Annotated in this window: 22 protein-coding genes; all 22 read left to right on the top strand. The window is 44.3% G+C overall.

Going from position 1 to position 25,324, the window contains the following annotated elements:
- The first annotated feature begins 1 nt into the window (after nucleotide 1).
- Nucleotides 2-2,818, top strand: coding sequence for a hypothetical protein (locus ABUA31_RS02605; RefSeq protein ID WP_349818528.1), 2,817 nt, complete (start codon nucleotides 2-4; stop codon nucleotides 2,816-2,818).
- 12 nt (nucleotides 2,819-2,830) lie between these two features.
- Complete coding sequence (locus ABUA31_RS02600; protein ID WP_119999087.1) at nucleotides 2,831-3,355, top strand: prepilin-type N-terminal cleavage/methylation domain-containing protein; 525 nt, start codon at nucleotides 2,831-2,833, stop codon at nucleotides 3,353-3,355.
- 12 nt (nucleotides 3,356-3,367) lie between these two features.
- Nucleotides 3,368-4,240 carry a prepilin-type N-terminal cleavage/methylation domain-containing protein gene (locus ABUA31_RS02595; RefSeq protein WP_119999088.1) on the top strand — a complete coding sequence of 291 codons (873 nt, stop codon included), beginning with the start codon at nucleotides 3,368-3,370 and terminating at the stop codon, nucleotides 4,238-4,240.
- 17 nt (nucleotides 4,241-4,257) lie between these two features.
- Nucleotides 4,258-10,551: a DUF5057 domain-containing protein gene (locus ABUA31_RS02590; protein ID WP_349818529.1), complete on the top strand. Its 6,294-nt coding sequence runs from the start codon at nucleotides 4,258-4,260 to the stop codon at nucleotides 10,549-10,551.
- Nucleotides 10,552-10,658: 107 nt separating this feature from the next.
- Nucleotides 10,659-12,056 carry a shikimate kinase gene (locus ABUA31_RS02585; protein WP_349818530.1) on the top strand — a complete coding sequence of 466 codons (1,398 nt, stop codon included), beginning with the start codon at nucleotides 10,659-10,661 and terminating at the stop codon, nucleotides 12,054-12,056.
- A complete protein-coding gene (locus tag ABUA31_RS02580; protein ID WP_055272699.1) occupies nucleotides 12,056-13,147 on the top strand; it encodes a M24 family metallopeptidase in 1,092 nt (363 codons plus the stop codon). Before ABUA31_RS02585 ends, ABUA31_RS02580 begins: the two co-directional genes overlap by 1 nt.
- A 250-nt stretch (nucleotides 13,148-13,397) precedes the next feature.
- Nucleotides 13,398-13,955 carry an elongation factor P gene (gene efp / locus ABUA31_RS02575; RefSeq protein WP_055144922.1) on the top strand — a complete coding sequence of 186 codons (558 nt, stop codon included), beginning with the start codon at nucleotides 13,398-13,400 and terminating at the stop codon, nucleotides 13,953-13,955.
- Between the two features lie 195 nt (nucleotides 13,956-14,150).
- Complete coding sequence (gene spoIIIAA, locus ABUA31_RS02570) at nucleotides 14,151-15,083, top strand: stage III sporulation protein AA (protein WP_349818531.1); 933 nt, start codon at nucleotides 14,151-14,153, stop codon at nucleotides 15,081-15,083.
- Between the two features lie 14 nt (nucleotides 15,084-15,097).
- Entirely contained in the window at nucleotides 15,098-15,616 is a 519-nt protein-coding gene (locus ABUA31_RS02565; protein ID WP_349818532.1) for a stage III sporulation protein AB, read from the top strand.
- Nucleotides 15,617-15,633: 17 nt separating this feature from the next.
- Nucleotides 15,634-15,834, top strand: coding sequence for a stage III sporulation protein AC (gene spoIIIAC / locus ABUA31_RS02560; RefSeq protein ID WP_015533564.1), 201 nt, complete (start codon nucleotides 15,634-15,636; stop codon nucleotides 15,832-15,834).
- Between the two features lie 25 nt (nucleotides 15,835-15,859).
- Nucleotides 15,860-16,249, top strand: a complete 390-nt coding sequence (gene spoIIIAD / locus ABUA31_RS02555; RefSeq protein ID WP_022216698.1) for a stage III sporulation protein AD — start codon at nucleotides 15,860-15,862, stop codon at nucleotides 16,247-16,249.
- Nucleotides 16,239-17,447 carry a stage III sporulation protein AE gene (locus tag ABUA31_RS02550; protein ID WP_133302879.1) on the top strand — a complete coding sequence of 403 codons (1,209 nt, stop codon included), beginning with the start codon at nucleotides 16,239-16,241 and terminating at the stop codon, nucleotides 17,445-17,447. The genes spoIIIAD and ABUA31_RS02550 overlap by 11 nt, the downstream gene beginning before the upstream one ends.
- Before the next feature lie 18 nt (nucleotides 17,448-17,465).
- The gene (locus ABUA31_RS02545) at nucleotides 17,466-17,939 is read left to right on the top strand and encodes a stage III sporulation protein AF (protein ID WP_349818533.1); all 474 of its coding nucleotides are present in this window, start codon (nucleotides 17,466-17,468) and stop codon (nucleotides 17,937-17,939) included.
- Nucleotides 17,939-18,547 (top strand): SpoIIIAG-related protein, encoded by a 609-nt coding sequence (locus tag ABUA31_RS02540; RefSeq protein ID WP_022216696.1) that lies wholly within the window; start codon nucleotides 17,939-17,941, stop codon nucleotides 18,545-18,547. Before ABUA31_RS02545 ends, ABUA31_RS02540 begins: the two co-directional genes overlap by 1 nt.
- A gap of 12 nt (nucleotides 18,548-18,559) precedes the next feature.
- Entirely contained in the window at nucleotides 18,560-19,192 is a 633-nt protein-coding gene (locus tag ABUA31_RS02535; RefSeq protein ID WP_015533561.1) for a SpoIIIAH-like family protein, read from the top strand.
- A 100-nt stretch (nucleotides 19,193-19,292) separates the two neighbouring features.
- A complete protein-coding gene (locus tag ABUA31_RS02530) occupies nucleotides 19,293-19,712 on the top strand; it encodes an Asp23/Gls24 family envelope stress response protein (RefSeq protein WP_015533560.1) in 420 nt (139 codons plus the stop codon).
- A 36-nt stretch (nucleotides 19,713-19,748) separates the two neighbouring features.
- The gene (gene nusB / locus ABUA31_RS02525) at nucleotides 19,749-20,228 is read left to right on the top strand and encodes a transcription antitermination factor NusB (protein WP_015533559.1); all 480 of its coding nucleotides are present in this window, start codon (nucleotides 19,749-19,751) and stop codon (nucleotides 20,226-20,228) included.
- On the top strand, nucleotides 20,212-21,492 hold the full coding sequence (gene xseA, locus ABUA31_RS02520) for an exodeoxyribonuclease VII large subunit (protein ID WP_022216695.1): 1,281 nt from the start codon (nucleotides 20,212-20,214) through the stop codon (nucleotides 21,490-21,492). Before nusB ends, xseA begins: the two co-directional genes overlap by 17 nt.
- A gap of 2 nt (nucleotides 21,493-21,494) precedes the next feature.
- Entirely contained in the window at nucleotides 21,495-21,728 is a 234-nt protein-coding gene (gene xseB, locus ABUA31_RS02515) for an exodeoxyribonuclease VII small subunit (RefSeq protein WP_015533558.1), read from the top strand.
- Entirely contained in the window at nucleotides 21,725-22,609 is an 885-nt protein-coding gene (locus tag ABUA31_RS02510) for a polyprenyl synthetase family protein (RefSeq protein WP_022216694.1), read from the top strand. Before xseB ends, ABUA31_RS02510 begins: the two co-directional genes overlap by 4 nt.
- Before the next feature lie 21 nt (nucleotides 22,610-22,630).
- Nucleotides 22,631-24,508: a 1-deoxy-D-xylulose-5-phosphate synthase gene (gene dxs / locus ABUA31_RS02505; RefSeq protein WP_055144058.1), complete on the top strand. Its 1,878-nt coding sequence runs from the start codon at nucleotides 22,631-22,633 to the stop codon at nucleotides 24,506-24,508.
- A gap of 11 nt (nucleotides 24,509-24,519) precedes the next feature.
- Nucleotides 24,520-25,323, top strand: a complete 804-nt coding sequence (locus ABUA31_RS02500; RefSeq protein ID WP_349818534.1) for a TlyA family RNA methyltransferase — start codon at nucleotides 24,520-24,522, stop codon at nucleotides 25,321-25,323.
- Nucleotide 25,324 lies beyond the last annotated feature (1 nt).

Genomic DNA, 25,324 nt, shown 5'->3' with positions numbered 1-25,324 from the left:
GATGATTGAGAGATTAAAGCGAAAGCTTAGGCATAACGATGATCACGGTTCAAGTTTCGTCCTTGTAATAGTCGCAACCACATTTATGTGCATTCTTGCTTCAGCGATACTTATGGGAGCTATGATGACATACAAGCTCAAGTTTTATAAGCTGAATTCCCTGAATAACTTTTATGAGGTAGAAACTGCACTTGATGAGATGTATGCGGGGGTAGGCGCAGCGACCAATGAGCACCTTTATTCGGCGTACACAACTACGGCTGAATTGGTTGTTGTGTATGATACTAAGGCTCAGGCGTTTACTACCCTTGACAATAAATCGGCAAATGAGCTTTTCAAAAAGCTTTTCATGACAGGCTTTGTTGCAGATACAAACTATAAGAGCCTTAAGAACGTGACAGATACACTTCAGTCTTTCATATCTAATGAGTATGATGCGGTGGACAATCCGGATGGTGTCAGACTTGATACATCGAACATGAAGCTTATATATACTGATGTTAATAACAAGACAACAACTCAGTATTATAAGAATAATGGAGGAATTAAGACGGAGAAGCAGTCGGGTTACGAAAATGACAAGGTTCAGTCTGTCACATTCAAGAATGTGTGTGTTAAGAGAAGTGTGAATCTGCAAGGATCAACAGCAGGAACCTATGAGCAGTCTATCACTACGGACATTGTTCTCACGGAGCCTGAGTACAATGTTTCATTTGATACAAGCAGTGTATCAAACAATACATTGTATGAATATGCGATACTTGCGGATATGGGTGTCGAGGTAGGAGAGGACAACGACAACCGGACAACCGACGCACAGGTTAAGGGTAACATCTACGCAGCAAGCGATTATTACAATAAGGATTATAATGATGTAGCCGAGACAAAGGTTACGAACAAATATGAGAGTAAGCCTACCACAATGTGGGGTACAAAGGAAAGCAGTGCATACTCAGGAATATTTGTAAATGGTAAGAATTCCACACTTACACTCAACTCAGATGTGGTTGTGTGTTCAGGTTCTCTTGCCGCATATAACGGAGCTGAGATAAATCTGTCAGGTCGTACACAGACTTTATCAGAGCTTTGGGCAGATAATATCGTCATTGGAGGAAAAGACGGAGGCTCACTGAAAGCTTCTGCAGATGCGTATATCTTTGATGATACAGAGCTTAATGCAGAGAAAGCAAGCTTGAAATTTACTCAGGGAAGTTATTTTGGATATAGCTACAATGCACAGGATACAAGAAGTCTGAATTATCTCAGACAAAAAGGATATCTTGCAACAGGATATAAGCTCAGATCACACTTTAGTGATAGTGCAATTATTGTAAATGGTAAGAATTCAACACTTGACTTACAGGATCTTAATTCACTGTATATAGCAGGTAAGTCATATATCGAATTCTCAAAGATTGCTGCTTCAAGTGTTCCTGAGGACGATGAGAATATAACAGTTGATGAGAATGCAGATTACGCATTCACAACACTGAAGGATTATTCTACAGGACAGTCTCTTGATGTGAAGACAAATCAGCTTATGTTCCTTACCCAGTGGTCTGTAGTGAACAACACTGAGAAGGTTGACCCTGACACAGGAATCACTACAGTTACACTTCAGTTCCCAAAGACATTTGAGGCAGATGCGAACATACTTGATCTGTATGATGATTTCCTCAAGGATCTTGCTACAGAAGGAGAAAAGGGCGTAACAGCTATTAAGCAGACTGTTTCAGGACATGATTATTATTATCTGTATATTGAGGATGGAAAGGATTCATCCAATGTAAGCAATGCAGAGAAATTTGCTGAGAAATATTATAAGCTTCTCCAGGATTATGGCGATGAGATAAGCAGTAAACTCTATAATGTACAGAAATATGAGCAGTTCCAGGTTAAGCTGGTTCTTCCGGCAGAGGGCAAGATAAATGCAAGCGGTGCTGTCACAGATCAGAATAACGATGATTCGCTGTTCCTGAGAGCATCCACAACTACCACAATGGATGTGGCTACAGCGCTTGATAATGTTTCAACAGGCAAGGTGTTTACTAACATCCTTGGTAACAAGGGTTCAGACAACAATAAAAAGGTATTTAATGACCTCAAGGCGGATGCTGCAGAGCTTTCAGGAAGTTCAGTTGCAAATGATGAAGAGACTACAAGTAATTTCCTCTCATATATGTATATAAATATGAAGGATCATCTGTCAGTTCTCAACAAGAAGGATGAGGCAACTAAGCCTGATGTAAATGCGTGGGAGATTGCAGGCTATAGCAAGTCAGCAAGTGGATATACAAGTACATATAATAAGGATAAAGATGAATATTCATATGATTACAGTATCACTCCTTTAAATCACTATGTTGATTTTGCTTATGTATTTAGCAGGAACCTTTCAATTGAGAATACAATTGGAAATGCAACAGATAATGAGGCTAAAACCATAGTTATCAATTCTGGTGATGTTAAGCTCCAGCCAAACAATGGTGATGGATCATTCCAGGGAATTATAATTGCCGGTGGTAATGTAAGATTTGATGAGAATGTTAAGAGCTTCAGAGGTATGATAATCACTGGATCAAAGCTTATAATTGACCATAATATGTCAATATCAGCAGACGCTGCATTTGTTGCAAATCTTCTTGAACAGTGTTCAGAGAGCACAGACGAAAAGCTTAATACGCTTACAACAAAGGTGCTGAAGAACTATACATCATCCAAGAGCGAAGGTAACACAGAGGTAACAGGGGCATCGATATCAGACATCTCATATGAAGATATTCTTGTATTCCAGAACTGGAAGAAGAACGTGGAATAGGAGGTGTGGTTGATGAAAAGCAAATTAAAATCAGATAGTGGATATACATTAGTTGAGATGATTATAGTAATTGCGATTATTGCAATTATGTCAGGTGCAGGTGCGTTAACCATATCATCAATCAGGGCCTCTCAGGCAACAGCTTCCATGCAGAAGTTTGATAGTGAGTTATCGACTCTTGAGATGCGTACAAAGACACAAAAAGCTGGAGAGGCAATCAGAATAGTACAGAATGGTGCTAATTATGACATTTTCTATGGTACATGTACCGATGGAAATCCTTCAACATTTACAGCTAATTCCACAACAGCAGATAAAGTTCTGGAGAGAGTTACAATATATTATGCTGAAAACTATGATGCAGATTCAGAGACAACCCCTCTTACAGATCAGGTTATTGTTATAAGAAAATCTGATGGACAGGTGCTGGCAGGATATGGAGAGTATCGTTTTTGCAAATACAATAGTGGCAGTAACACCGTGGGAAGGGTTTCTTTAAATCAGTATACAGGTGGACACACATATGGAAAGAATTAGGGGGTGTGAAGAATGATATTAAAAAATAGAAATAAAGGCTTCACATTCATAGAGCTTATACTGTACATGGCTATACTTGGAATATTTATGGTAGCTGTTATGTCAATTATAAGTACGACTGTAGCATCACATAAAAAGCAGTCGTCAAGGCAGAAGATTCAGACACAGGCAACGGAGACATATGATGCTATAGCAGATATAGTGATGGGTGCTAGTGATATAAAAATTGATGGGTCAGCGTATGTGCAGACAGGAACATCATATACTAAGGTTACAGGAAGCTTTATTGTTCCCGATGATACATATATTAAAACAAATGGAACAGGAAGTACTCTCCGTACAGCGGGAGGAGTTGCTGAAGTTGTTCAGAATATTGTATCAGGTAGTGGAGTGTTACAGAAGAAAAGTAAATGTTATGATATTGCTGATATAAAGACTTTTGGTGGTGTTGATGCATCAAAGGATGAGCAGACATTTATAGATGCAGATTACCTTTGGGTACAGTATTCATCTGAGCTTGATAAAACAGCATTTTGTACAATAAAATACAGCAAGACAGATAAGAAGCTGTATATATCAAGACAGGAGATGAGTGATGAAGACATTGCTAAAGCAAAGCAGGATCTCAAGAGCAGTGATCCAACAAAAGTAAATGCAGCGCAGGCAACACTTTCATCATGTACTCAGTATGTGGATTCAAGTTCTCAGAAGGGAACGGTTCTTGCGAATAATGTGGCAAGCTTTCAGCTTCAGGTAAATCCAGATGATAACAGTTTGGCTGTGATAATTGGATTTGAGGATGAAAAAACAAATGAAAAATATAAAGTAACAAGTGTAGTTGGACTCAGAAATTCATTCGTGCTCAAGAAGCATGAGTGGGATTAATAGAGGAGGAAAATACAGTGTTTAAGAATAAAAAAATAGTCTTATCATCTATAGCTATTATATTCGCACTTGTAGTCAGCTCTATATTTGTGAATTATACACTGGCTAACTCCGATTCTCAGGCTTCCCTGAGTGATGCGAACGGCAGCGGAAGCAAATCTACAAGTCTGACAGGATTGTCCAATATCGATCTGGCAGTCAAGAACTCCAACGATGCTGGCAAGAAACAGACAGGAGAGGACAAATTCAGAATCGTCCAGATAGTACCTGATTCATATAGTGGTAATGCAGATATGGATGAGAAGCTGAAGGAAACCGTCACTGATAGCAAGTTTTCAGGTGATGCGAAGAAGCTGACAGGATACGATTCAACAACATATCTCTGGAGATATGTGTATGCAGGTGAGTATTTTAGACTTGCAGTGTTCAATGGATATAAGACGATAAGCGATAACATGGCTGCCGGTGCGGTGACTCTTACAACTTGTACAGTCAGCGAGCTGAACAGCATGGATACAACAGCCCAGGGAATCCTCAATCAGGCGGATTTCATATATATTTGGGCGAATGGTGCCAGCGATTATGCCAGCAAAGCAAATGATATAAGCGAGGATCTGTATAACTGGTTGGATGCGTATGCTACAGCAAACTCACATCCTATAGCATTGTGTACAGGAACTCTGTGTACATCAGAGCCAGAGCTTATAACAGGAAATAATGATGATTACAGAATGGGTGCACTTGCATACAAGCTGATCACTAAGGGTGCTGTGGCAAGATATGATAATGTCCTTGTTACAGAGCCGGATTTCTTTAAGACACTTTATCAGGAGGCAGATGATAACAAGACGACTCCTGATATAAACAAGACAACAAAGACGATCTCTGACTTTATTCTTCAGGCAGAGAGAAAAGCCAGCGAGGGTGGTAGCGATTACCTTAACTATGGAACATACTATAAGTGGTATGAGGGTGTATCAATACTTGATTTCCTTGATGGTAACATACCGGATAATATCAAGGATTCCACATATGATAAGGCTGGTTCAAGATCAGGTCTTACAGGAGACAGAAAGTCGTGGAACTTTGATAATGCCAAGATACTTGTGATTTCAGAGGACGGAGCCGGCAGTGCAATGTTCAGTGAAATCACAGAGAAGAATAGCAGTGCTACACGTGGAGACATGGCTTCTGCTGATTACACATTCAATGCGAAGACAAATACATGGGAATCTGTACAGAAGGCTCCAAACAGCGATCTGACAGGACATATGTATGCGAATGGTACTTCAAGCAGTGGTACAGGTCTTTCAAGATATGTGCCAAGTGGTGCTGATGTTTATCTCATTGACAGTGCCGATCTTGTAGAGGCGATGACCAATGGCGGTAAGGCATTTAAGAATGTCAACTTTGCAACATCATACTATAAGGATGTCAAGACAAAGTCAGTTTCCGGTACAGTGAGATGTACTGATGATGCAGGTGATGCAGTGGATCCAGCAGCAGATATGTATGCATATCTTGTAGTAGAAAATGGAACACAGCTTAATCTGGCAGGAACATCAGTAGATATTCTTATGAAGGCTCCTCTTGAGATGAAAGAGGTTCCGAAACTTGACGAGAATGGTCAGGAGATAAAGGATGCTGATGGCAACACAGTTATGGAGACTGTATACACATACAGCTTTGACAGACTCAGCCCTGAATATAGCTACAAGGTTGTAGTTGGAGGAGATGTCAGTGATGACCAGTTCTCTTATGATGATCTTGTGGTTGGAGTAGCTGATAATTCCGGTCTTGTTGACGGAAGTGATACTGATTATCAGTATGATTTCAATATTAAGACAGTTGACGAGGACAATGTATCAGGATACACATACAGAATAGACGCAGCAGGAACAGAAGATGAGAATGTTGTAGTTACATATCAGGATTTCCAGGAGAATGTTGGTAATGCAGATCTCAATTATGAGTATAAGAGTGATCTTGTATATACTAATCTGGATTTCTCAGATGCGGCAAAGGTTGTTTCGTATGTTACTGGTCTGCATGACAAATATCTCGAAACCCAGGCAGTATTCATGAATGGTACTTATGATAAGCTTGATCTCTCAGAGTATGACTTTGTATTTATTGACAAGGGTACATATAACAAGGAGATAGGCACAGCGGTATTCAAGGATCTGTGCAGTGCAGTCGAGAGTGGACAGTATTTTATAGTTTCTTCTAAGGCCGGTGACGGAAAGGGCTCAGGAGATGGCAGTGGCGATGATTCAGATCCAACCATTCCGGTAGTTGATTCACCATCGGCAAAGGCAGTGGCTGATGTTATCAATGCCAGTGTGTATCGCGATGGTTCTGATAACAAGTTCAAGGTACTTGAGATTCAGCCGGATTATCCGATTGATCTTGAGGTGGCAGCACTTCAGGATACCGTAAGTACAGCTTATACAACAAGAAGTGATGGAACAACTAAAATAACAGGAAACTATTATACAGTTCCATCTGATGTAGTAAGTGGTAAGTCTAAACAGGAGCTTGCGGCCAGAACAGAGTATTATGATTTTGATCTTACCAAGGCGAAGATAGCGTATGCTATCGATGGAATATCCATTGGAGATATTCAGCTCACTCAGGTTTCGACCGAGCAGCTCATTGGTATGAAGGAAGATATAGCAGCGACATACGATCTGGTATATATCGGTGGCGATATAAGTGCTATGGATAGAAATCCAGCGGAGATGTACAAAGGACAGAATGATATCGGTAATGCTACGCCGGGTTACACATATCAGATATTCCCAACATTCATCATGTATTACCACACAGGTACACTCAGTCAGTTGATGAATGCATCTACATATAGCCCAGATACAGCACCTATATCAGGATCAACAAATATGCTTGCATCACCAAAGGTTGGTGACAAGTATTACACAACAACATATCTTGCAGAGAATGGTAACGACCTGACAAACACAAAGTATCAGGAGCTTCTCACATACATGGCATCAGGCAGACCGATGATCATAAGTGATGAGCTTACCAGCGTATATGAGAATATGCAGGGTACAAATGCAAATGGTGATAAGCTTTCACAGGCTGAGCTCCTTCAGGGATATTGGTATAAAGATGGAAAGCTTGAGAGAAAGAATTATTATCTCGATCCATCATCAAGAATGTATCAGTTGGTAGATACTCTCTATGCAAGACATACAGGAGCAAATGGATCAAATATTCTGTGGGGATTCGATAAGGATGCAACACAGTATATAAGTGATAAGGATGGAATATACGGTAACAGTTTATGGACAAAGCGTGTTCAGTCACTTGCTGGAGGTAAGTTCAAGGAAACTGATTATATGGACTCAGACGTACAGGATCAGTCATGGTATAAGCGTCCGGGAACAGATACTGTATATTATAATTACAAGGTAGTCTATGATGATGCAACTTCAGCATCTCTTAACAGACTGGTGACAGGAAGTGCACATAGAACAAGACTTACTATCACTACAAAACCAGTTACATATCAGCAGGGAATACAGCAGACTTATATCAAGTCCAACAGACTACAGTTTACATTCCAGGTTGATGGTGACAAGTCAGTATATAACTACAAGTTGTTTGTAGATGTTGATAAGAATACAAAGTTCGAGAAGGGCGGCGGTGATTATTGTCTTGAGGACAAGATCACAAATGGTCAGGAGAAATCACTGACAGTAGCGCTTGACTCAGAATTCTTTGGATCAGCAGCATGGTATCTTGAGATAACAGATGAGGATGGCAATATAGTTGCTTCTTCTACAGGTCTCAGCAAGATAGTAAACAATAATGTATCAAAGAGTGAGATAAATGTTCTTCAGGTTCAGACAATGGCAGAGGGACAGACGGCAACCTCATGGGGAGCAACTGATACACTTTACTTTGATATTGAGTCACAGACAGCTCACAAGATTGCAAAGTACAATGTATTTGCAAACATGGCAGAGCTTGATAACGCTTCAACTACTCAGTATGCAGTTCTTGGAAGACATGAAAACAGATTCGGCGTATATGAGTTTGATACAAACACAGATGCGGATGATTATTATTCGAATCTTGCAGATGAGCTTTCAGAGGATTATGACATAAATCTTGATCTTGTGGTTGCTTCAAGTGATAGAGCTTCATTCAAGACAGGAGATGGAGTAGATGCTCAGTATGATTGCCTTGATACTATGGTAGAAGAGGCTGAGAAGCTTGCCAAGGGTGAGAAGGTTGATGGACATAGTCAGGAAGAGTACGAGAGCCTTGCCGCTGTTGCACTTACAGAATATTCAGCAGCGTCAGCAAAGGTTGCAACGCCAAAGAAGATTCTTGATAACTATCTCAAGAATGCAATAGACTATATTGATGGTAAATATACAGGAACTACAAATTACAGTACATTTATCAATAATTTCAGGACAAGCAATGCAGAGACAAAGAAAGTCCTTCAGTATATGCAGGATACAGGCGATTATTATCTGATATTCTGGCCAAAGTACAACACAATGAATCACTGTGAGGGTGACTTCAAAGCAGGAAAGATGTCAGATGATTTCGGAGCTGATTTTGCTAAGTATTATTCAGATTATGTGACAGCAAAGAACGCAGAACTTGAGGCAAAGGATAAGTACAATACTTACCTCAGACGTTCATATGGTAAGAGCTTTATGAAGAACATGTACTCAATACTTGTTCTTGGACCATCGGATTCATTTGGTGGATTTAAGGTTGACTTCAAGAAGGAAACATGTCAGTACATACTTGACTATGTATCAGCAGGAGGAGATTTATTCTTCTTCCATGATTCAATGTCACCATATGCAAATGCAGGTGCAGTTAACCTTACAAAGTCACTTTTATCAGTAGTAGGAATGAACAGATTCCATGTTGATATAACAGACAATGTTGTTAAGTATGACAATCCACTTAAGCTTGGTAAGTATAACGTTAAGAGTGTTTCTTACAGCAAGGCTTCTGTTAATACAAGTACACTGGAAGTTACATACACAGCAGATGGAACAGTTGATGATGTGACATATACATCACCGGATAGCAGCTTGTATTACCTGACACCATATGCAAATAATCCTACTGCAGGCGAAGGATTACTGAACAGTATGAATTCTAACATTATGGATGTATTTGTTGAGAAGAACGCATACTGGCAGCCATATCTTGGAAAAGATAAGAAGGTATATGTAAGTGCACTTGCAATGACAGCACTTTACTACAATGGTAATATGGCTGGTGCAACAACTACACTTCCATATGTATATGCACAGGAGTCATATAAGGCAGCAACAGCCTGGTCACAGGCTTCAAACCAGGATCAGTCAGCTTGTGCTGAGACAGTTAAGGCTACACAGCTTAACTCAGGTCTTGTAACATTGTATCCATACAACATAAGTTCATCACTGAACATATCGGGTACACATCAGCAGGCATTTGCACTTGATCTTGAGAGTGACAACATAACAGTATGGTATACTCTTGCAGGTTCAAATAACTCATCGAACAGTAAGATGCGTTCATCAAAGTATGCAGCGGATCCTGGAGATGCAATGGAGGCTTACTTCATCTACACTACAGCTTATGGCAGTGGTGCGATCACATATTGTGGTGCCGGACATTCATCAGTTACAGGTAGACGTACAAGAAACAATGATGAGAGAAAGCTGTTCATCAACGTTATTGTAAACAGTGCATCAGCAGTACCAGAGATGCCAACTATCAAGTGTTACGATCCAAAGCAGACATGGGCTGCAGAGGATGAGCTTCCAAAGGATGCAGAGGCACTTGCTTCATCAGGAAAGACTGTATATGTAAGTGAGGTTGACTCAAAGACAGATGATCCTGAGTTTGATTATAAGATTGGAATTCCGGAGAAGACAAAGGTAACAAAGGTTAACATTTACTATGATCTGGATTACGATGATTCCGATTACTCAATCAGACCAAGCTATACAGAGAATACTGATAAGATGATTAAGTCATACGATAAGATTGGTACAGCCAAGTTAACATCAATTGCAGGCGATATAAAGGATATTGTGAGAAATGGCAATGGTACAGCCCTTACACCTGATGATTCGTGTTATGCACCATATGGTGGAAATTACACATACATCGTTGTGGAGGTATATTACCAGGGCAAGACAGTTCCTGTATATACAATGATCAAGGTTAAGGCCGCAGATCCATTGTTCGACCTGACAGACAATACTATAGACGTTCCGGCACTTGGAGATTTCATTGCCGAGAAGAAGAATGTATTTGCATAATGCGTATATAGTATAAATAATAGCAATAAATATAGAAACCGGGGTGGTTATATACTCCGGTTTCTTTTTGTGTTATACTGACTCTGTTCAAAATAAGAGACTGAAGGATGGAGATACATATGGAGATAAATGGAAAGACAAGATTATTAGGTTTGCTTGGTGATCCGGTTCAGCACACCATGTCACCGCTTATACACAACACACTCAGCGATATATTGGAAATCAATGAAGTGTATGTGCCGTTCCACACCCATAAGGAGGGGCTGGCGGATGCTGTAAAGGGAGCGTTTGAACTGAATATATTGGGAATGAACGCCACTGTACCTCACAAGAATGAGATAATGGCTTCACTTGTGGATATAGATGAGGGGGCAGCGGCAATAGGTGCGATCAACACTCTTGTCAGGACTGCAAACGGTTATAAGGGATATAACACAGATATGATGGGGCTGTCCAGAGAACTGGAGTCCTACGGAGTGGAACTTGACGGTAAAAAGGTTATCATACTTGGCGCAGGCGGTGCAGCGAGAGCTGTGGCATATATGTGCATGAATAAGGGTGCGGATAAGGTATATATCCTTAACAGAACGATCGAGAAGGCACAGACGATAGCAGAGGACATGAATGGTCATTTTTGCAGAGAGACAATGACTGCCATGAGACTTGGTGATTATGGACAGTTACTGCAGGAAAATGTAGATAATAAGTTCGTGGTATTCCAGTCCACATCGATAGGTCTGGCACCGAAAAATGAGGCGGTAGTCATCGATGATCCACATTTTTACGACAGAGTCAGTGTGGGAATCGATCTCATATATAATCCGTTTGAGACAAAGTTTATGAAGCTTTGCAGACAGGCTGGAGCATTGGCGTACAATGGTTTGCGTATGCTCCTTTATCAGGGAATAATTGCATATGAGCTCTGGAATGATATATCTATATCAGAGGATGTTGCTGATATTGTGTACGACAGGTTGCTGCAGTCAATCAGAGAAAATGTGATCCTCATAGGATTTATGGGATGTGGTAAGACAACTGTCGGGGAAGCTCTTGCGAGAAAGCTGAACTTTGATCTGCTGGATGTGGATTCTTATATAGAGGACAAGGCTGGTTGCAGCATAAAGCAGATATTTGCCGACAAGGGGGAAGAGTATTTCAGACAGCTTGAGACAGATACTCTTAAGGAATTGAACAGCCGGCTGTCACATACGGTTATATCCACTGGAGGTGGACTTCCTATGAGACAGGCGAATGTGGATGAACTCAGGCGAATGGGCAGGATCATATATCTGGATGTTAAGCCTGAGGAGGTAGTAAGGCGACTTGCGGGAGATACGACCAGACCTCTTCTGCAGGGAGAAAATGTTGACCAGAGAGTGAGAGAACTTATGGAACAGCGAGGACCGGTATATGAGGCTGCCGCTGATATTATAGTTCCGGTTACAGGAATTGAAATAGATGAGATAGTACAGGAAATAAGTTCTTATATAGAAGGTGGGAGATGATGGTTATGGACACAGCAATTGCTTATGAAAAGGTCAGAAGGATAATAGATGAGATGAATCTTGATGCGATATTGATCACTGACAGGTACAACATGAGATATATAGCATCGTACCGCGGCGAGGGCGTTATAGTTCTGGCAGGATCAGGTAAGACAGTCATAACGGATTCAAGATATACGGAGCAGGTCCAGCGCGAGTGCGAAGGATATGAATGTGCGGATATTGCTGGAAAAGGATATGTTGCGTGTATTTCATCTATTCTTGATGGACAGAGAAAAAATTCTGGGAATCTGAGAGTTGGATTTGAGAATCTTAGCATCAGCTATAGAGAGTATTCGGAATATTCGACAGGAATATTCGGTGTGGAATGGATAAGCCTTGATGGTAAGCTGGATTCCTTAAGAGAGATAAAAACTGATGAGGAGATCGAGAATATCCATATAGCGGAGTCAATAGGAGACAAGGCATTTTCACATATACTGGAATATCTCAGACCTGGCATTACAGAGAAGGATGTTGCGCTTGAACTGGAGTATCATATGAAGAAAAATGGTGCGGAGGGCTTGAGTTTTGACACCATAGCTGCATCTGGAATGAATTCATCTATGCCGCATGCTATTCCTACGGATAAGACTCTGAATAAGGGTGACTTTCTCACTATGGATTTTGGCTGTATATATGAGGGATATTGTTCAGATATGACCAGAACCGTAGCCATAGGGCAGGCATCTGATTCAATGAAATATGTGTATGATACGGTACTCAAGGCTCAGACGGAGTCTATGAACATGATAAAACCAGGAGTCAGATGTAACGATGTTGATGCTGTTGCTAGACGTATCATAGCCGATGCCGGATATGGAGATTGCTTTGGACATGGACTTGGACATTCGGTGGGATTGTTTATACACGAGAATCCGAGATTTTCACCTAAGTGTGATGACATATTGAAACCTGGCATGGTCATAACGGTCGAACCGGGAATCTATATTCCTGGACAGTTTGGTGTCAGGATTGAGGATCTGGTTGCTGTGACGGAGGATGGTTATAGGAATCTTACAGGATCAGAGAAGAAGTTGATAGAGATTTAGTAGTGGCGGCTATCACGATATAGAACTCAGGTATTATACCGCAGGTCTTATACCGGGAGCCATCGTGAGTGCCGTGGGAGTATGTGCGTTTGTATTGCTGTGTATATACGACAGTAGAAAGCGCAGAAACGTAGACTTACCTGATAAAGGTTGATGGTATGGTAAAAAATAGTTGAAAATTTATTTCATATATTATAAAATGTGACAAGAAGTTTATATCTTTAAGGAGGATAAGATAGTTATGGCAGAGATGATCTCAGCAGGCGATTTTAGAAACGGCGTTACAATCGAATTCGAAGGAAATATTTATCAGATTATAGAGTTCCAGCACGTTAAGCCAGGAAAGGGTGCAGCTTTCGTTAGAACAAAGCTTAAGAACATCAAGAGTGGCGGTGTTGTAGAGAAGTCATTCCGTCCAACAGAGAAGTGTGAGAAGGCACACATCGAGAGAAAGGACATGCAGTATCTGTACAATGACGGAGATCTTTATTACTTCATGGATCCAGAGACATATGATCAGATTCCTATCAGCTCAGCAGCTATAGGTGATTCACTTAAGTTCGTTAAGGAGAACGAGATGTGTAAGATTTGTTCACACAATGGCAACGTATTTGCTGTAGAGCCACCTCTCTTCGTTGAGCTTGTTATCACAGAGTGCGAGCCAGGTGTTAAGGGTGATACAGCTACAGGTGCAACAAAGCCATGTACAGTTGAGACAGGCGCACAGGTATCAGTACCTCTCTTCGTTAACGAGGGTGACACGATCAAGATCGATACACGTACTGGCGAGTATCTTTCAAGAGTATAATAATTGTTACCAGCATTAGGATATAACTACCTACGATAACATATAAGAAGAATAAGAGTCCCGGTGATTCAGGATATTTGAATCGCCGGGACTTTTTTGTGCTGTAAGCAACCCAAGGTTCTAACCTCTCCACCCTCTGAATATACTTTTTATGTAGCTGTACAGACAGTGTTATATAGAAGAAGGACGATACATATGTGTGGAGAAGATATATTGCATCTGCTTCCCATCAGGATCAGGTGCATGGTTGAGAAGCTGAGGCTTGATTATGGGAGACTGTGGGAGATACGTCTGAGGGTGAATAGTCCCTTTATACTTAGATACGAGGACTCGGAGATATATGTTGATTCCTGCGGATCAAGAACCTGTAATATGAAGGATGCGTACATAGTGACTGCCAGGGATGTGAACGACACTCTGGAATGTATCTGCAATCATTCCCTGTATGCCTATGAGGATGAGATACGTCAGGGCTTTATCACCGTGTGCGGTGGACACAGGGTAGGAGTTGCGGGCAAGATCATACTCGATGGAACAAGGATCAAATGCATCAGACACATATCATTTCTTAATATCAGGGTGGCACATGAGATCAAGGGATGCAGCGGTGATGTCCTGCCATACATATACGGTGATGGCAAGCTGATGAACACGCTCATAGTGTCCGCTCCGTGTCACGGCAAGACCACACTGCTCAGGGACATCATAAGAGTAGTGTCAGACGGAGGAATGACAGTTGGTGTGGTTGATGAGAGATCGGAGATAGCGGCGTGCTACAAGGGTGTTCCGCAGAATGATGTCGGCATGAGGACTGATGTTCTTGACTGCTGTCCAAAAGCTTCAGGAATGATGATGCTGGTTCGAACCATGGCGCCTGATCTCATAGCGGTCGATGAGATAGGAGGGCAGCAGGATGTCGATGCCATTTTCGGCGTGATAAACTGCGGATGCCGTCTGCTTGCAACTGCACATGGCTATTCCATGGATGATGTGAGAGACAGGGCAGGGATAAGGCGTCTTGTGGAGAATAGGGTTTTTGAGAGGTATGTCGTGCTTGGAGGCGACAAGGCGGGACAGATCTCTGATATATTTGACGGCCAGGGCAACCGGCTGTGCTGGTACGATTAGATGGGAGGCAGGACATGGTTAAGGCGATAGGGGGATGTCTGATCGTATATGCCTCATTTATGGTGGGACATGCCATAGGGCAGTTGCATGGGCGCATGGTGAAGGAGATGGAGGAAATGCTGCTCTTCATACAATTGTTCAAGGGGCAGATCATGTATGCCGGATCGGAGCTCCCGGAGATACTCGCCGACAGTGCAAAGCGTCTCAAGGGAAATGTTGGTAAATGGGTGAACGGTCTGGCGGAGATGTCTGAGAAGAACAGGGACAGGCAATTTGCAGAATTGTGGACAGACTCACTGGCGATGCTGAGGCGGGACAGTGCCCTGAGCTTGGAGGTGCTGGCGGATGTGGACAGGCTTGGAAAGATAATGGGAGATATGGACGTTGAGGCACAGCTCTCAAGGATAAATCTTGTGGAAGATATAATTACGGACAGATACCAGCGGGAACGCGCCAGAAGTTCCGGGATAAAGAGGCTTGCCAATTCACTTGGGCTGCTTGGAGGCGTATTCATAGTTATATTGCTCATGTAGGTTAAGAGGGAGAGACGATGACGATCCAGATACTTCTAAAAATAGGTGCAGTGGGAATTCTGGTGGCACTGCTCAACCAGATACTAAAACATTCAGGCAAGGAGGAGCACGCCTATCTGCTCAATCTGGCGGGACTCATCATTGTGCTTTCCTGGGTTATCCCGTACATAAGTGACCTGTTCAACGAGATCATGGATATTGTAAATATAGGACAATAAATGAGAGTAGATGTGGGGGTAAATGATGAATCTCATGGCGGTTTCTCTGGCTGCGGTGATCGTGGTTCTGATAGCGGTGAAGATAAAAGAACTGGATTCCGGGTACGGGATCGTGTTGTCCATAGCCGGGTGTGTGATGCTCATGTATTTTGTTGTGAGCAGGTTCAGACTTATAGCTTCGTACATAGACAGGCTGACTGCGTACGTGTCGGTGAATATTTCATATATAGACGTGATCCTGAAAATGATAGGTATAGCGTATATATGCCGATTTTCATCAGATATCTGCAAAGATGCCGGCTGCAATGCCATGGCATCCCAGGTGGAGATGGCGGGAAAGATAACTCTTATTCTGCTCAGTATGCCTATACTCATGGGAGTTATAGATCTGGTGGTGACCATAGTTGAGGGGTAATTTGATAGTGGTGGTGCTGATGCTCTTTATGGGGGTGTCAGTGCCTGATGCGGCAAATGTGTGTAATGAGAGTAAAGTTGAATCATATGATACAGATATCAAATATTGTCCAGAATTTTATGCTGAGAATGAAAAGGAAAATACCACGGAAAGTGACTCTGATATTAACTCAGATATATTGGAGGACGACTCCGTCATCGGAAGCCTCAATGAGATCACAAAAGACAAATCCGACGTGACCTTCTACGACATATACGAGTCCCTAAAGAGTGGTGACGTGGATTCCACCATAGACATGGCACTAAAAGTGTTTTCCGACAGTGTCATATACGAGGTCAGGACAAGCAGGGGGCTGGCGCTGCAGATCATAGCGGTGATCGTGCTCGGAAGTACATTTGCCCAGCTTGCGGGAAATATGGGCGAGTATGTATCCGCCCATGGTTTCATGGTTACATACATGGTGCTGTTATCGCTGCTGCTGGGGGATTTCGTCCTAGTGCAGTCCATCGTGCAGGACACCATAGGAGATGTCACGGAGTTCATGAAAGCGTTCTATCCAATGTACGCCTCGTCTGTGTTATATGTGAGCGGCCCGGAGAGTGCCGGATATTCACAGTCGGTCATAATCCTGGTGATATACATTTGCCAGAATGTGATAATAAGGTTCATACTCCCCCTCATCAAATGCGGCGGGCTCATAGCACTCATAAATAATCTTGGAAGCGAGGATTATTTCTCCCGGATGGCGGGGCTTATGAAGAGCCTGGCGGTGTGGGGAATGCGGACAATGTTTGCGGTGGTAACCGGGATAAATGTGGTCAAGAGCATGATAGCACCGTCCATGGACAGGCTTTCAAGAAATGGCATACTCAGGACATTGGGAAAAGGTGCAGGGATGTCCACGGTGAGCGCTGTCATCAGTGTGATGGTGAGCACAGGAGAGTTTATCAGAAACTGTATGGGGATGGCGTGTACGATCATGATAGTCATACTGGCCGCAGTGCCAATGATCAAGATAATCGTCATCATGTTCATATTAAGGTTCATCGCCGCGGTGGTGCAGCCGGTCGGAGACAAAAGATATGCCGAGGCAGCAGGCATCATGGCGGAGACAGTGGAGCTTATGCTGAGGGCGTGCGGAATAAGCGTGATGATGTTCATCATAAGCATAGCCCTGATGTCGGTGAACATATCATAGAACGGATGGAGGATGTGCATGCTTGCTGAGTGGCTGAAAAATATAGTTGTGTGCAGTATACTTTTTTCTGTCGTGCTGTATATTGCCCCGGATCCGAAGATGCGCAGATATGTCCAGGCGGCTGTGGGATTTGTCATGATGATGGTCGTGATAAATCCTGTCATAGGCTGGCTTGGGTATGCGGACAGGATAGAGTTCAATACATACAGTGAATCGCTTGGAATGGACGTGGCCGAGGGCGATGATGAGATGTATGTCAGGGCCATGGAGGAGGTAGTGGAGCGGTTTATATCTGACAATTGTAATGCCGATGCGGTGGTGCGTATAGTCACCGGGGAGGAGCTTGGGATAGACAGCATGGAGATATACATACAGTTTGATAAAGTAGACACAGACGGAGTGAGATCTGCTGTGTCAGAGGAATACGGCGTTGATGAGAATAGGATTACCATCAGGAGGGGCAATACAGATCATATGCAGGAGGGACTGTAGTGGAGGATTCTAAGAAAAAGGGAATATCGGGGATCATGAATATATTGAAGAGCAGCAACAACAGATTATACAAGTTGCTGCTCATTTTGCTGTCAGGGATTTGTCTGATGATAGTTGTGTGGCCGGCAAATAACAGCAAGACTGATAAAAATGACCTAAAGAGCGGATGGACCGGACAGTCCGATGAGACAGACGCGGATGTGACCGGCGGAAATGACCGGAATATGTCAGGGGATACCACGGATTATGTGGAGTATATGGAGGAGAGACTCACATCAGTGCTTGAGCAGGTGGACGGAATATCGGATGTGAGAGTGATGATAACGGTCAAGGACAGCGGTGAGAACATAGCACTCAAGGACTCCGGAAGCAGTTCCAGTGAGAACGGCGACAGCAGCCAGAGAAGCGTGTCGGAGGAGACGGTCATGGTGAGTGAGGGCAGTGGGAGCTCGCCGTATGTGGTCAGGTACAGGGAGCCGGAGACCGAGGGTGTGGTTATCATTTGCAAGGGGGCGGAAAATGGCGATACAACGCTGAAGATAACGAATGCAGTGCAGGCATTATTTGACGTGCCGACGCATAAGATTGTGATATTAGAAGCAAATTAATGTGGAGGGACTATGAAGAAATTCAGTGGAAAGAACAGACTGGCGGTCATCGCACTTGCAGTTATGATAGGGGTGGCCGGTTACATGAGCTTTGCGGATGCAGGAAAGGACAAGAAGAAGGAAAAAACTGACAAAAAACAGGTGGAGGTGATCAACTATGAGGATCTCTCGTCCATGGCGGAAAATGAGAACTCACAGGCGGTGAAGGATGAGAATGGCCAGACCGAGGATGTGGAGCTCAATGGCCAGGAGGATGAGATCGGTGACGCTGTACTCACCAGTGCACAGGTGACAAGCAATATGGCCGCGGCAAAGTTGAACCGTGAGCAGAGCAGATCAAGGAGCAAGGAAGCTCTGATGGATGTGATAGGTGATGAGGCACTCAGCGATTCGGCAAAGAAGGAGGCGACAGATACATATGTGAAGCTGAACGATACCATAGAGAAGGAGACAGATGTCGAGACAGTTCTGGCGGCAAAGGGGTATAGCGATGCCATAGTGACGATAAGTGATGAGGCTGTTGACGTGTCGCTGAATGTGGAATCGCTGTCGGATACCGAGAGAGCACAGATAGAGGACATAGTTATCCGAAAAACAGGGTATGATATAAGCAGTGTTGCAATATCTGTCATGGGTGGCAAATAGACAGCGGAAGGATAAGCCGTGAATCGCATATACTTGCAAAATAGCTGCCTTCAGATTATAATAAGATTCAAATAACCCATACGAAACGGGAGGTATGACCATGAGTGATAAGTTGAATGATGATATCGTGATTGAAGGCAGCGCGGTTCAGGATAATTCTTACAATATAGAAGAGAGCAATTCTCTGGGCAAAGTTCAGATAGCGGATGACGTAGTGGCTATCATAGCAGGGCTTGCAGCCGGAGAGGTTGAAGGTGTATACAGACTTACAGGCAACCTTCCAAATGAGCTTGCCTCAAAGTTCGGAAAGAAGAACCCTGCAAAGGGCGTTAAGGTAGAGCTTCTTCCTGGCAAGGTAAAGGTTGATATTGCGATAGAGGTTCTGTACGAGTACAGCATACCATCAGTATCAGGTCAGGTTCAGGATAAGGTCAAGCAGGCTATAGAGACCATGACAGGACTGAGCGTTGAGGAAGTCAACATAAGGATAGCCGGTGTACGTGTTGGAGACGGCAGATAGGATACAGATAAAGCTTTATATAGTGGAGAGGAAGATATGACTAGAAGAGATATAAGAGACAGGATATTCAAGATAGTATTTACACTGGAGTTCAATGACGCTGAGGGCATGCAGGATCAGCTTGATTTTGCATTTGACCCTGAGATGCCGGGAGATGAGGAGGACGATCCGCTTCTGTACGGAATAGTCAGCAATGAGGACAGAGATTATATAACCACCAAGGTTAAGAATATCATCTCTAAGAAAGCAGAGATAGATGAGATCATTTCACAGATATCAGAAGGCTGGAAGCTTCCTCGTATAGGCAAGGAGGAACTGGCTATATTAAGGCTTGGTGTCTATGAAGTGAAGTACGATGAGAGCATACCGGAGAAGGTCGCCATCAATGAGGCGGTTGAGCTGGCAAAGAAGTATTGTGATGCATCGGCGAGCAAGTTCGTGAATGCACTTCTTGCAAAGCTTGTATCCGGTGATAAGGACAAGAAGGAGAGTGGCGCAGATGCCACAGCAGAATAACATATATACAGTCAAGGAACTCAATGAGAGGATACAGGAGTTGGTCAGCGGCGAGCCGTGGCTTGGCAGTCTGGGAGTTGAGGGAGAGATCACAGGACTCGGAACAGACAAGAGAGGTCATATGTATTTCAGTCTCAAGGATCCCAGCGGAGTTCTGGCGGCTGTTATGTTTGCGGGAAAACAGGTATATGGACTCAAGTTTGCTCCGAAGAACGGAGACAAGGTTCATGCATTTGGTCATATTGATGTCTTCGTGAGAGACGGAAAGTATCAGCTCTATGTAGACAGGCTGGTGCGTGTGGGTGACGGCGAGGTGAATGCCAAGCTGGAGAGACTCATAGCCAGACTGGACGGCATGGGGCTGTTTTCGCAGGAATACAAGAAGCCTATTCCCGCCTATCCGAGGCGTATTGGTATAGTGACGGCGGGGGCAAAGGCTGCGATAAGCGATATCCGTGCAGTGGCAAAACGGAGGGATCCGTATGCCCAGCTCTATTGTTATCCTGCGACCGTGCAGGGACAGTATGCGGCGGCGGATATATCCAGAGGAATCGAGATACTTGATTCCATGGGGCTCGACCTCATCATCGTCGGAAGAGGCGGAGGTTCCAAGGAGGATCTGTGGGCGTTCAATGAGGAGCAGGTGGCATGGGCCATATTCAATGCGGAGACACCTATCATATCGGCTACGGGGCATGAGATAGACACCACAGTTGCGGACATGGTTGCGGACAGGAGAGAATCCAATCCGTCCACGGCTGTCATGCATGCGCTTCCGGTGGTGGCAGAGACAGTTGCCGGATTTGACAGGAGACTTGAACAGCTCACCATGCTGATATCCGGCAGGATAGACAGACTTGCGAGGAGTCTGGATGGATATGACAGGCAGCTCAGACTCTTAAGTCCATCCGGAAGAATGGACAGTCAGAGGCAGCAGCTTGACAGAATAGAGAAACAGATAAATGAGCTGATGGCGGATAAGATAGAGGACAGATCTATGCGCTGCGACAGACTTCATGATAGGATGAAGAGCGCGATGGTCAGAAAGTACGACATGACAAGGAATGCCCTTGCGGTCATGACGGAGAGAATACATGGCCTTTCGCCTACAGCTAAGCTCATAAATGGATTTGGATATATTTCATCGGATGGTGAGCCTGTCAGATCTGTGGTAGGGATCACACCTGGGGATGATATAGAGATAACTCTTCATGATGGAAGAATACAGGCGGTCGTGGCTGACGTGACCGGGCAGGAGGAATAGATATGGCAGAAGATACACAGAATATGGATACAGCGGACACTCTTCAGGATGTGTCCATAGAGGAGGCTCTTGCCAGACTTGATGAGATAGCGGCTGCGCTTGAGAATACTGATACGGGGCTCAAGGAGTCCATGGAGCTTTATTCTGAGGGCGTCCAGCTCATAAACAGATGCAGGAATTACCTGTGCGATGTTGAGAAAGAGATGATAACACTTTCGGGTCAGGAGGAAGCATGATAGATAAACTTATAGCGGAGAAGGCGGTAAGGATCAACGATATAGTTGAGAGCTATCTGCCACCTGCAGACGGATTTAACAGGACAGTGTGTGAGGCCATGGCGTACTCGGTAGAGGCGGGTGGAAAGAGGCTTCGTCCAATGCTCATGGAGGAGACATACAGGCTGTTCGGTGGCAAATCAGAGGTTATAAAGCCGTTCATGGCTGCGATAGAGATGATACATACATATTCACTCATACATGACGATCTTCCGGCTCTGGACAATGACGATTACAGGCGCGGAAGAAAGACATCCCATGTGGTATTTGGCGAGGCGATGGCCATTCTTGCGGGGGATGCGCTGCTCAATTATGCATATGAGACCGCATGTAAGGCATTTGGCATGGGTGAGGATATACATGCTGTGGCGTCTGCGATGTGTGTGCTTGCGCAGAAGCCGGGTATAAACGGCATGATAGGCGGTCAGGTCGTCGATGTGGAGATGACCGGCAAGGAGCTCTCAAAGGAGCAGCTTGAATATGTGTATGAGAACAAGACCGGAGCCCTCATAGAGGCATCCATGATGATAGGCGCGATACTTGCGGGGGCAGACGAGGCTAAGGTTGCGGCGGTACACAAGATAGCATCGGACGTCGGCATGGCATTCCAGATCCAGGACGATATTCTGGATGTCTGTGGAGACAGTGCGCTCCTTGGAAAGCCGACGCTGAGTGATGAGGAGAATGGCAAGGTTACATATGTCACGATACATGGAATTGATGAATCCAGACGTTATGTGACTGAGCTGTCGGAGAGAGCAGTAAGAGAATTGGAAGAGATAGGCGGGGACAATGAGTTTCTGAAGGAATTGGTCATCTGGCTGATAAACAGGGATAAATAGGACTCCTCTCGTGGTGTGCATATGAATATACTGGATAGAATAAATAAACCAAACGATATAAAGGATATAGACAGGGAAGATCTGCCGGAGCTGGCGGATGAGATCAGAGAATTTCTGGTGTCGCATGTGAGCGAGACCGGTGGACATTTGGCTCCGAATCTTGGATGCGTGGAACTTACAATGGCACTTCACAGGGTTCTGGATTTCCCTGAGGATAAGCTTATATGGGATGTGGGACATCAGTCCTATGTCCACAAGATACTGACGGGCAGGAAGAATGAGATGGGCACTCTCAGACAGTTTGGAGGAATGAGCGGTTTCCCGAAGACCAGTGAGAGCCCGTGCGATGCGTTCAATACAGGACACAGCTCAACATCCATTTCTGCTGCGCTCGGAATGGCGTGCGCCAGAAGTATCAAGGGTACAAATGAGAAGATTGCCGCAGTGATCGGAGATGGCTCCTTCACAGGTGGTATGGTATATGAGGCCATGAATAATATGGCGGATATCAAGACCGGTTGCCTTGTTGTGCTGAACGATAACAATATGTCCATCGATCGGAATGTTGGCGGCATGTCCACATATCTCAGCAAGATACGTGTTGGGCAGCAGTACAATGATTTTAAGGGTAACGTGGAGAAGATCCTCATGAAGATCCCTGTGGCTGGAGAGCATCTTGCCAGAGGGCTGAAGAAGTCAAAGGATTCCATCAAGCAGATATTTGTGCCGGGTATGTTCTTCGAGGAGCTGGGTGTCACATATATAGGACCTATAGACGGACACGATATAGATGTGATGGAGGCCACTTTCCGCAAAGCGCTTAAGCTCAACAGACCGATCCTTGTGCATGTGAAGACTGTGAAGGGCAAGGGTTATACCCATGCCGAGAGACACCCGAGCTATTTCCACGGCATTGATCCGTTTGATATACAGACAGGAAAGGTCATGAAGGACAGGAAGGTCATGACAAACACAGGAGTGTTTGCCAGAAAGCTGGTGGAGCTTGGTAAGGCTGATCCAAGGATAACAGCCATAACGGCTGCCATGGGCAAGGGAACAGGAGTGGCGGCATTTGCCGCGGAGTTCCCGGACAGGGCTTTTGACGTGGGCATTGCGGAGGAACATGCGGTGACGTTTGCCGCGGGACTTGCTACGTCGGGACTGGTGCCTGTGGTTGCGATATACTCGTCATTTTTGCAGAGGGCATATGATCAGATCTTACACGATGTGTGCCTGCAGAAGCTGCATGTCATATTTGCCATTGACAGGTCAGGGCTTGTCGGTGCAGATGGCGATACACATCAGGGCATATTTGACACTGCGTTTCTGTCACATATTCCGAACATGACCATCATTGCGCCGAAGAACAGATATGAGCTCACCAGAGCGATGGAGTGGGCTGTTGCTTACGATGGTCCGGTTGCGCTCAAGTATTCCAGAGGAGAGGCTTATTACGGACTTAAGGAATACAATGTGGATATTGAGTATGGCAGGAGCGAGATGATCCACAGGGGACAGAAGCTTGCCATAGTGGCTGTTGGAAACATGGTCCAGGAGGCCGAGAAGGTGTATGACAGACTGCTGGCCGATGGAACAAATGTCACATTTGTCAATGCAAGATTCCTGAAGCCGATAGATACTGATATGATAGATGAGCTCAGCAAGGATCATAAACATATAGTGGTTATTGAAGAAGAGATAAAGCATGGCGGATACGGATCTCTGGTCGAGGAGTATGTCATGGACAGACATCTTGATGTGGATGTGACAGTGTGTGCCATTGAGGATACATTTGTACAGCATGGAAGCGTGGAGGAGCTCAGGAGGATGCTGAAGCTTGACGCGGATTCGCTGTATGACAGGATAAAACATATAATATCGACAGATTGTACAGAATAAGAGGAAGACAGATGAAGAAGAGACTTGATGTTCTCCTTGTAGAACAGGGACTGGCAGATTCACGAGAGAAGGCGAAAGCCATCATCATGTCAGGAATAGTGTATGTTGACAATAACAAAGAGGATAAGGCCGGCACGACATTTGACGAGACTGCTAAGATAGAGGTCAGGGGCAACACCCTCAAATACGTGAGCCGTGGAGGCCTGAAGCTTGAGAAGGCTATGGATCATTTCGGCGTGGAACTTGCGGGTAAGGTGTGCATGGATGTAGGTGCTTCCACTGGTGGTTTTACCGACTGTATGCTGCAGAATGGTGCGGTGAAGGTGTATTCCGTTGACGTGGGTCATGGACAGCTTGCATGGAAGCTCAGAAATGACGAGAGAGTTGTCTGTATGGAGAAAACAAATATACGATATGTCACACCTGAGGATATTGACGATAAGATTGAATTTGCTTCGATAGATGTGTCATTTATATCTCTTACAAAGGTGCTTCCAGCGGTAAAGAAGCTGCTTACGGATAGTGGAGAGATCGTGTGCCTTATCAAGCCGCAGTTCGAGGCGGGAAGAGAGAAGGTCGGCAAGAAGGGCGTTGTCAGAGAGCTTTCAACCCATATTGAGGTTGTGGAGATGATAGTCGGTTATGCCAGAAGCATAGGATTCCGCACACTGCACCTCAGCTATTCACCTATAAAAGGACCAGAGGGCAACATAGAATATCTGCTCCACATATCAAAGGACGAGTCGAAGACGGATGAGGAATTCGACATAAAGGCTCTGGTGGAGGAGTCCCACAACGAACTGAACAAGTCATAGA

This window comes from Coprococcus sp. RTP31081st1_H1_RTP31081_211007 (assembly GCF_040227275.1).
Taxonomy (GTDB): domain Bacteria; phylum Bacillota; class Clostridia; order Lachnospirales; family Lachnospiraceae; genus Coprococcus; species Coprococcus aceti.
The sequence above is the reverse complement of the archived record's forward strand: the minus strand, read 5'-3'. Positions and strand labels throughout refer to the sequence as shown.

Coding starts and splice junctions, on each gene's coding strand:
- ABUA31_RS02585 (WP_349818530.1), top strand. CDS start 10,659: ATGGAGATACATATGGAGATAAATGGAAAGACAAGATTATTAGGTTTG.
- ABUA31_RS02535 (WP_015533561.1), top strand. CDS start 18,560: ATGAAGAAATTCAGTGGAAAGAACAGACTGGCGGTCATCGCACTTGCA.
- spoIIIAC (WP_015533564.1), top strand. CDS start 15,634: ATGACGATCCAGATACTTCTAAAAATAGGTGCAGTGGGAATTCTGGTG.
- dxs (WP_055144058.1), top strand. CDS start 22,631: ATGAATATACTGGATAGAATAAATAAACCAAACGATATAAAGGATATA.
- nusB (WP_015533559.1), top strand. CDS start 19,749: ATGACTAGAAGAGATATAAGAGACAGGATATTCAAGATAGTATTTACA.
- ABUA31_RS02510 (WP_022216694.1), top strand. CDS start 21,725: ATGATAGATAAACTTATAGCGGAGAAGGCGGTAAGGATCAACGATATA.
- ABUA31_RS02565 (WP_349818532.1), top strand. CDS start 15,098: ATGGTTAAGGCGATAGGGGGATGTCTGATCGTATATGCCTCATTTATG.
- ABUA31_RS02500 (WP_349818534.1), top strand. CDS start 24,520: ATGAAGAAGAGACTTGATGTTCTCCTTGTAGAACAGGGACTGGCAGAT.
- xseB (WP_015533558.1), top strand. CDS start 21,495: ATGGCAGAAGATACACAGAATATGGATACAGCGGACACTCTTCAGGAT.
- spoIIIAD (WP_022216698.1), top strand. CDS start 15,860: ATGAATCTCATGGCGGTTTCTCTGGCTGCGGTGATCGTGGTTCTGATA.
- efp (WP_055144922.1), top strand. CDS start 13,398: ATGATCTCAGCAGGCGATTTTAGAAACGGCGTTACAATCGAATTCGAA.
- ABUA31_RS02530 (WP_015533560.1), top strand. CDS start 19,293: ATGAGTGATAAGTTGAATGATGATATCGTGATTGAAGGCAGCGCGGTT.
- ABUA31_RS02580 (WP_055272699.1), top strand. CDS start 12,056: ATGGTTATGGACACAGCAATTGCTTATGAAAAGGTCAGAAGGATAATA.
- spoIIIAA (WP_349818531.1), top strand. CDS start 14,151: ATGTGTGGAGAAGATATATTGCATCTGCTTCCCATCAGGATCAGGTGC.
- xseA (WP_022216695.1), top strand. CDS start 20,212: ATGCCACAGCAGAATAACATATATACAGTCAAGGAACTCAATGAGAGG.
- ABUA31_RS02545 (WP_349818533.1), top strand. CDS start 17,466: ATGCTTGCTGAGTGGCTGAAAAATATAGTTGTGTGCAGTATACTTTTT.
- ABUA31_RS02605 (WP_349818528.1), top strand. CDS start 2: ATGATTGAGAGATTAAAGCGAAAGCTTAGGCATAACGATGATCACGGT.
- ABUA31_RS02600 (WP_119999087.1), top strand. CDS start 2,831: ATGAAAAGCAAATTAAAATCAGATAGTGGATATACATTAGTTGAGATG.
- ABUA31_RS02595 (WP_119999088.1), top strand. CDS start 3,368: ATGATATTAAAAAATAGAAATAAAGGCTTCACATTCATAGAGCTTATA.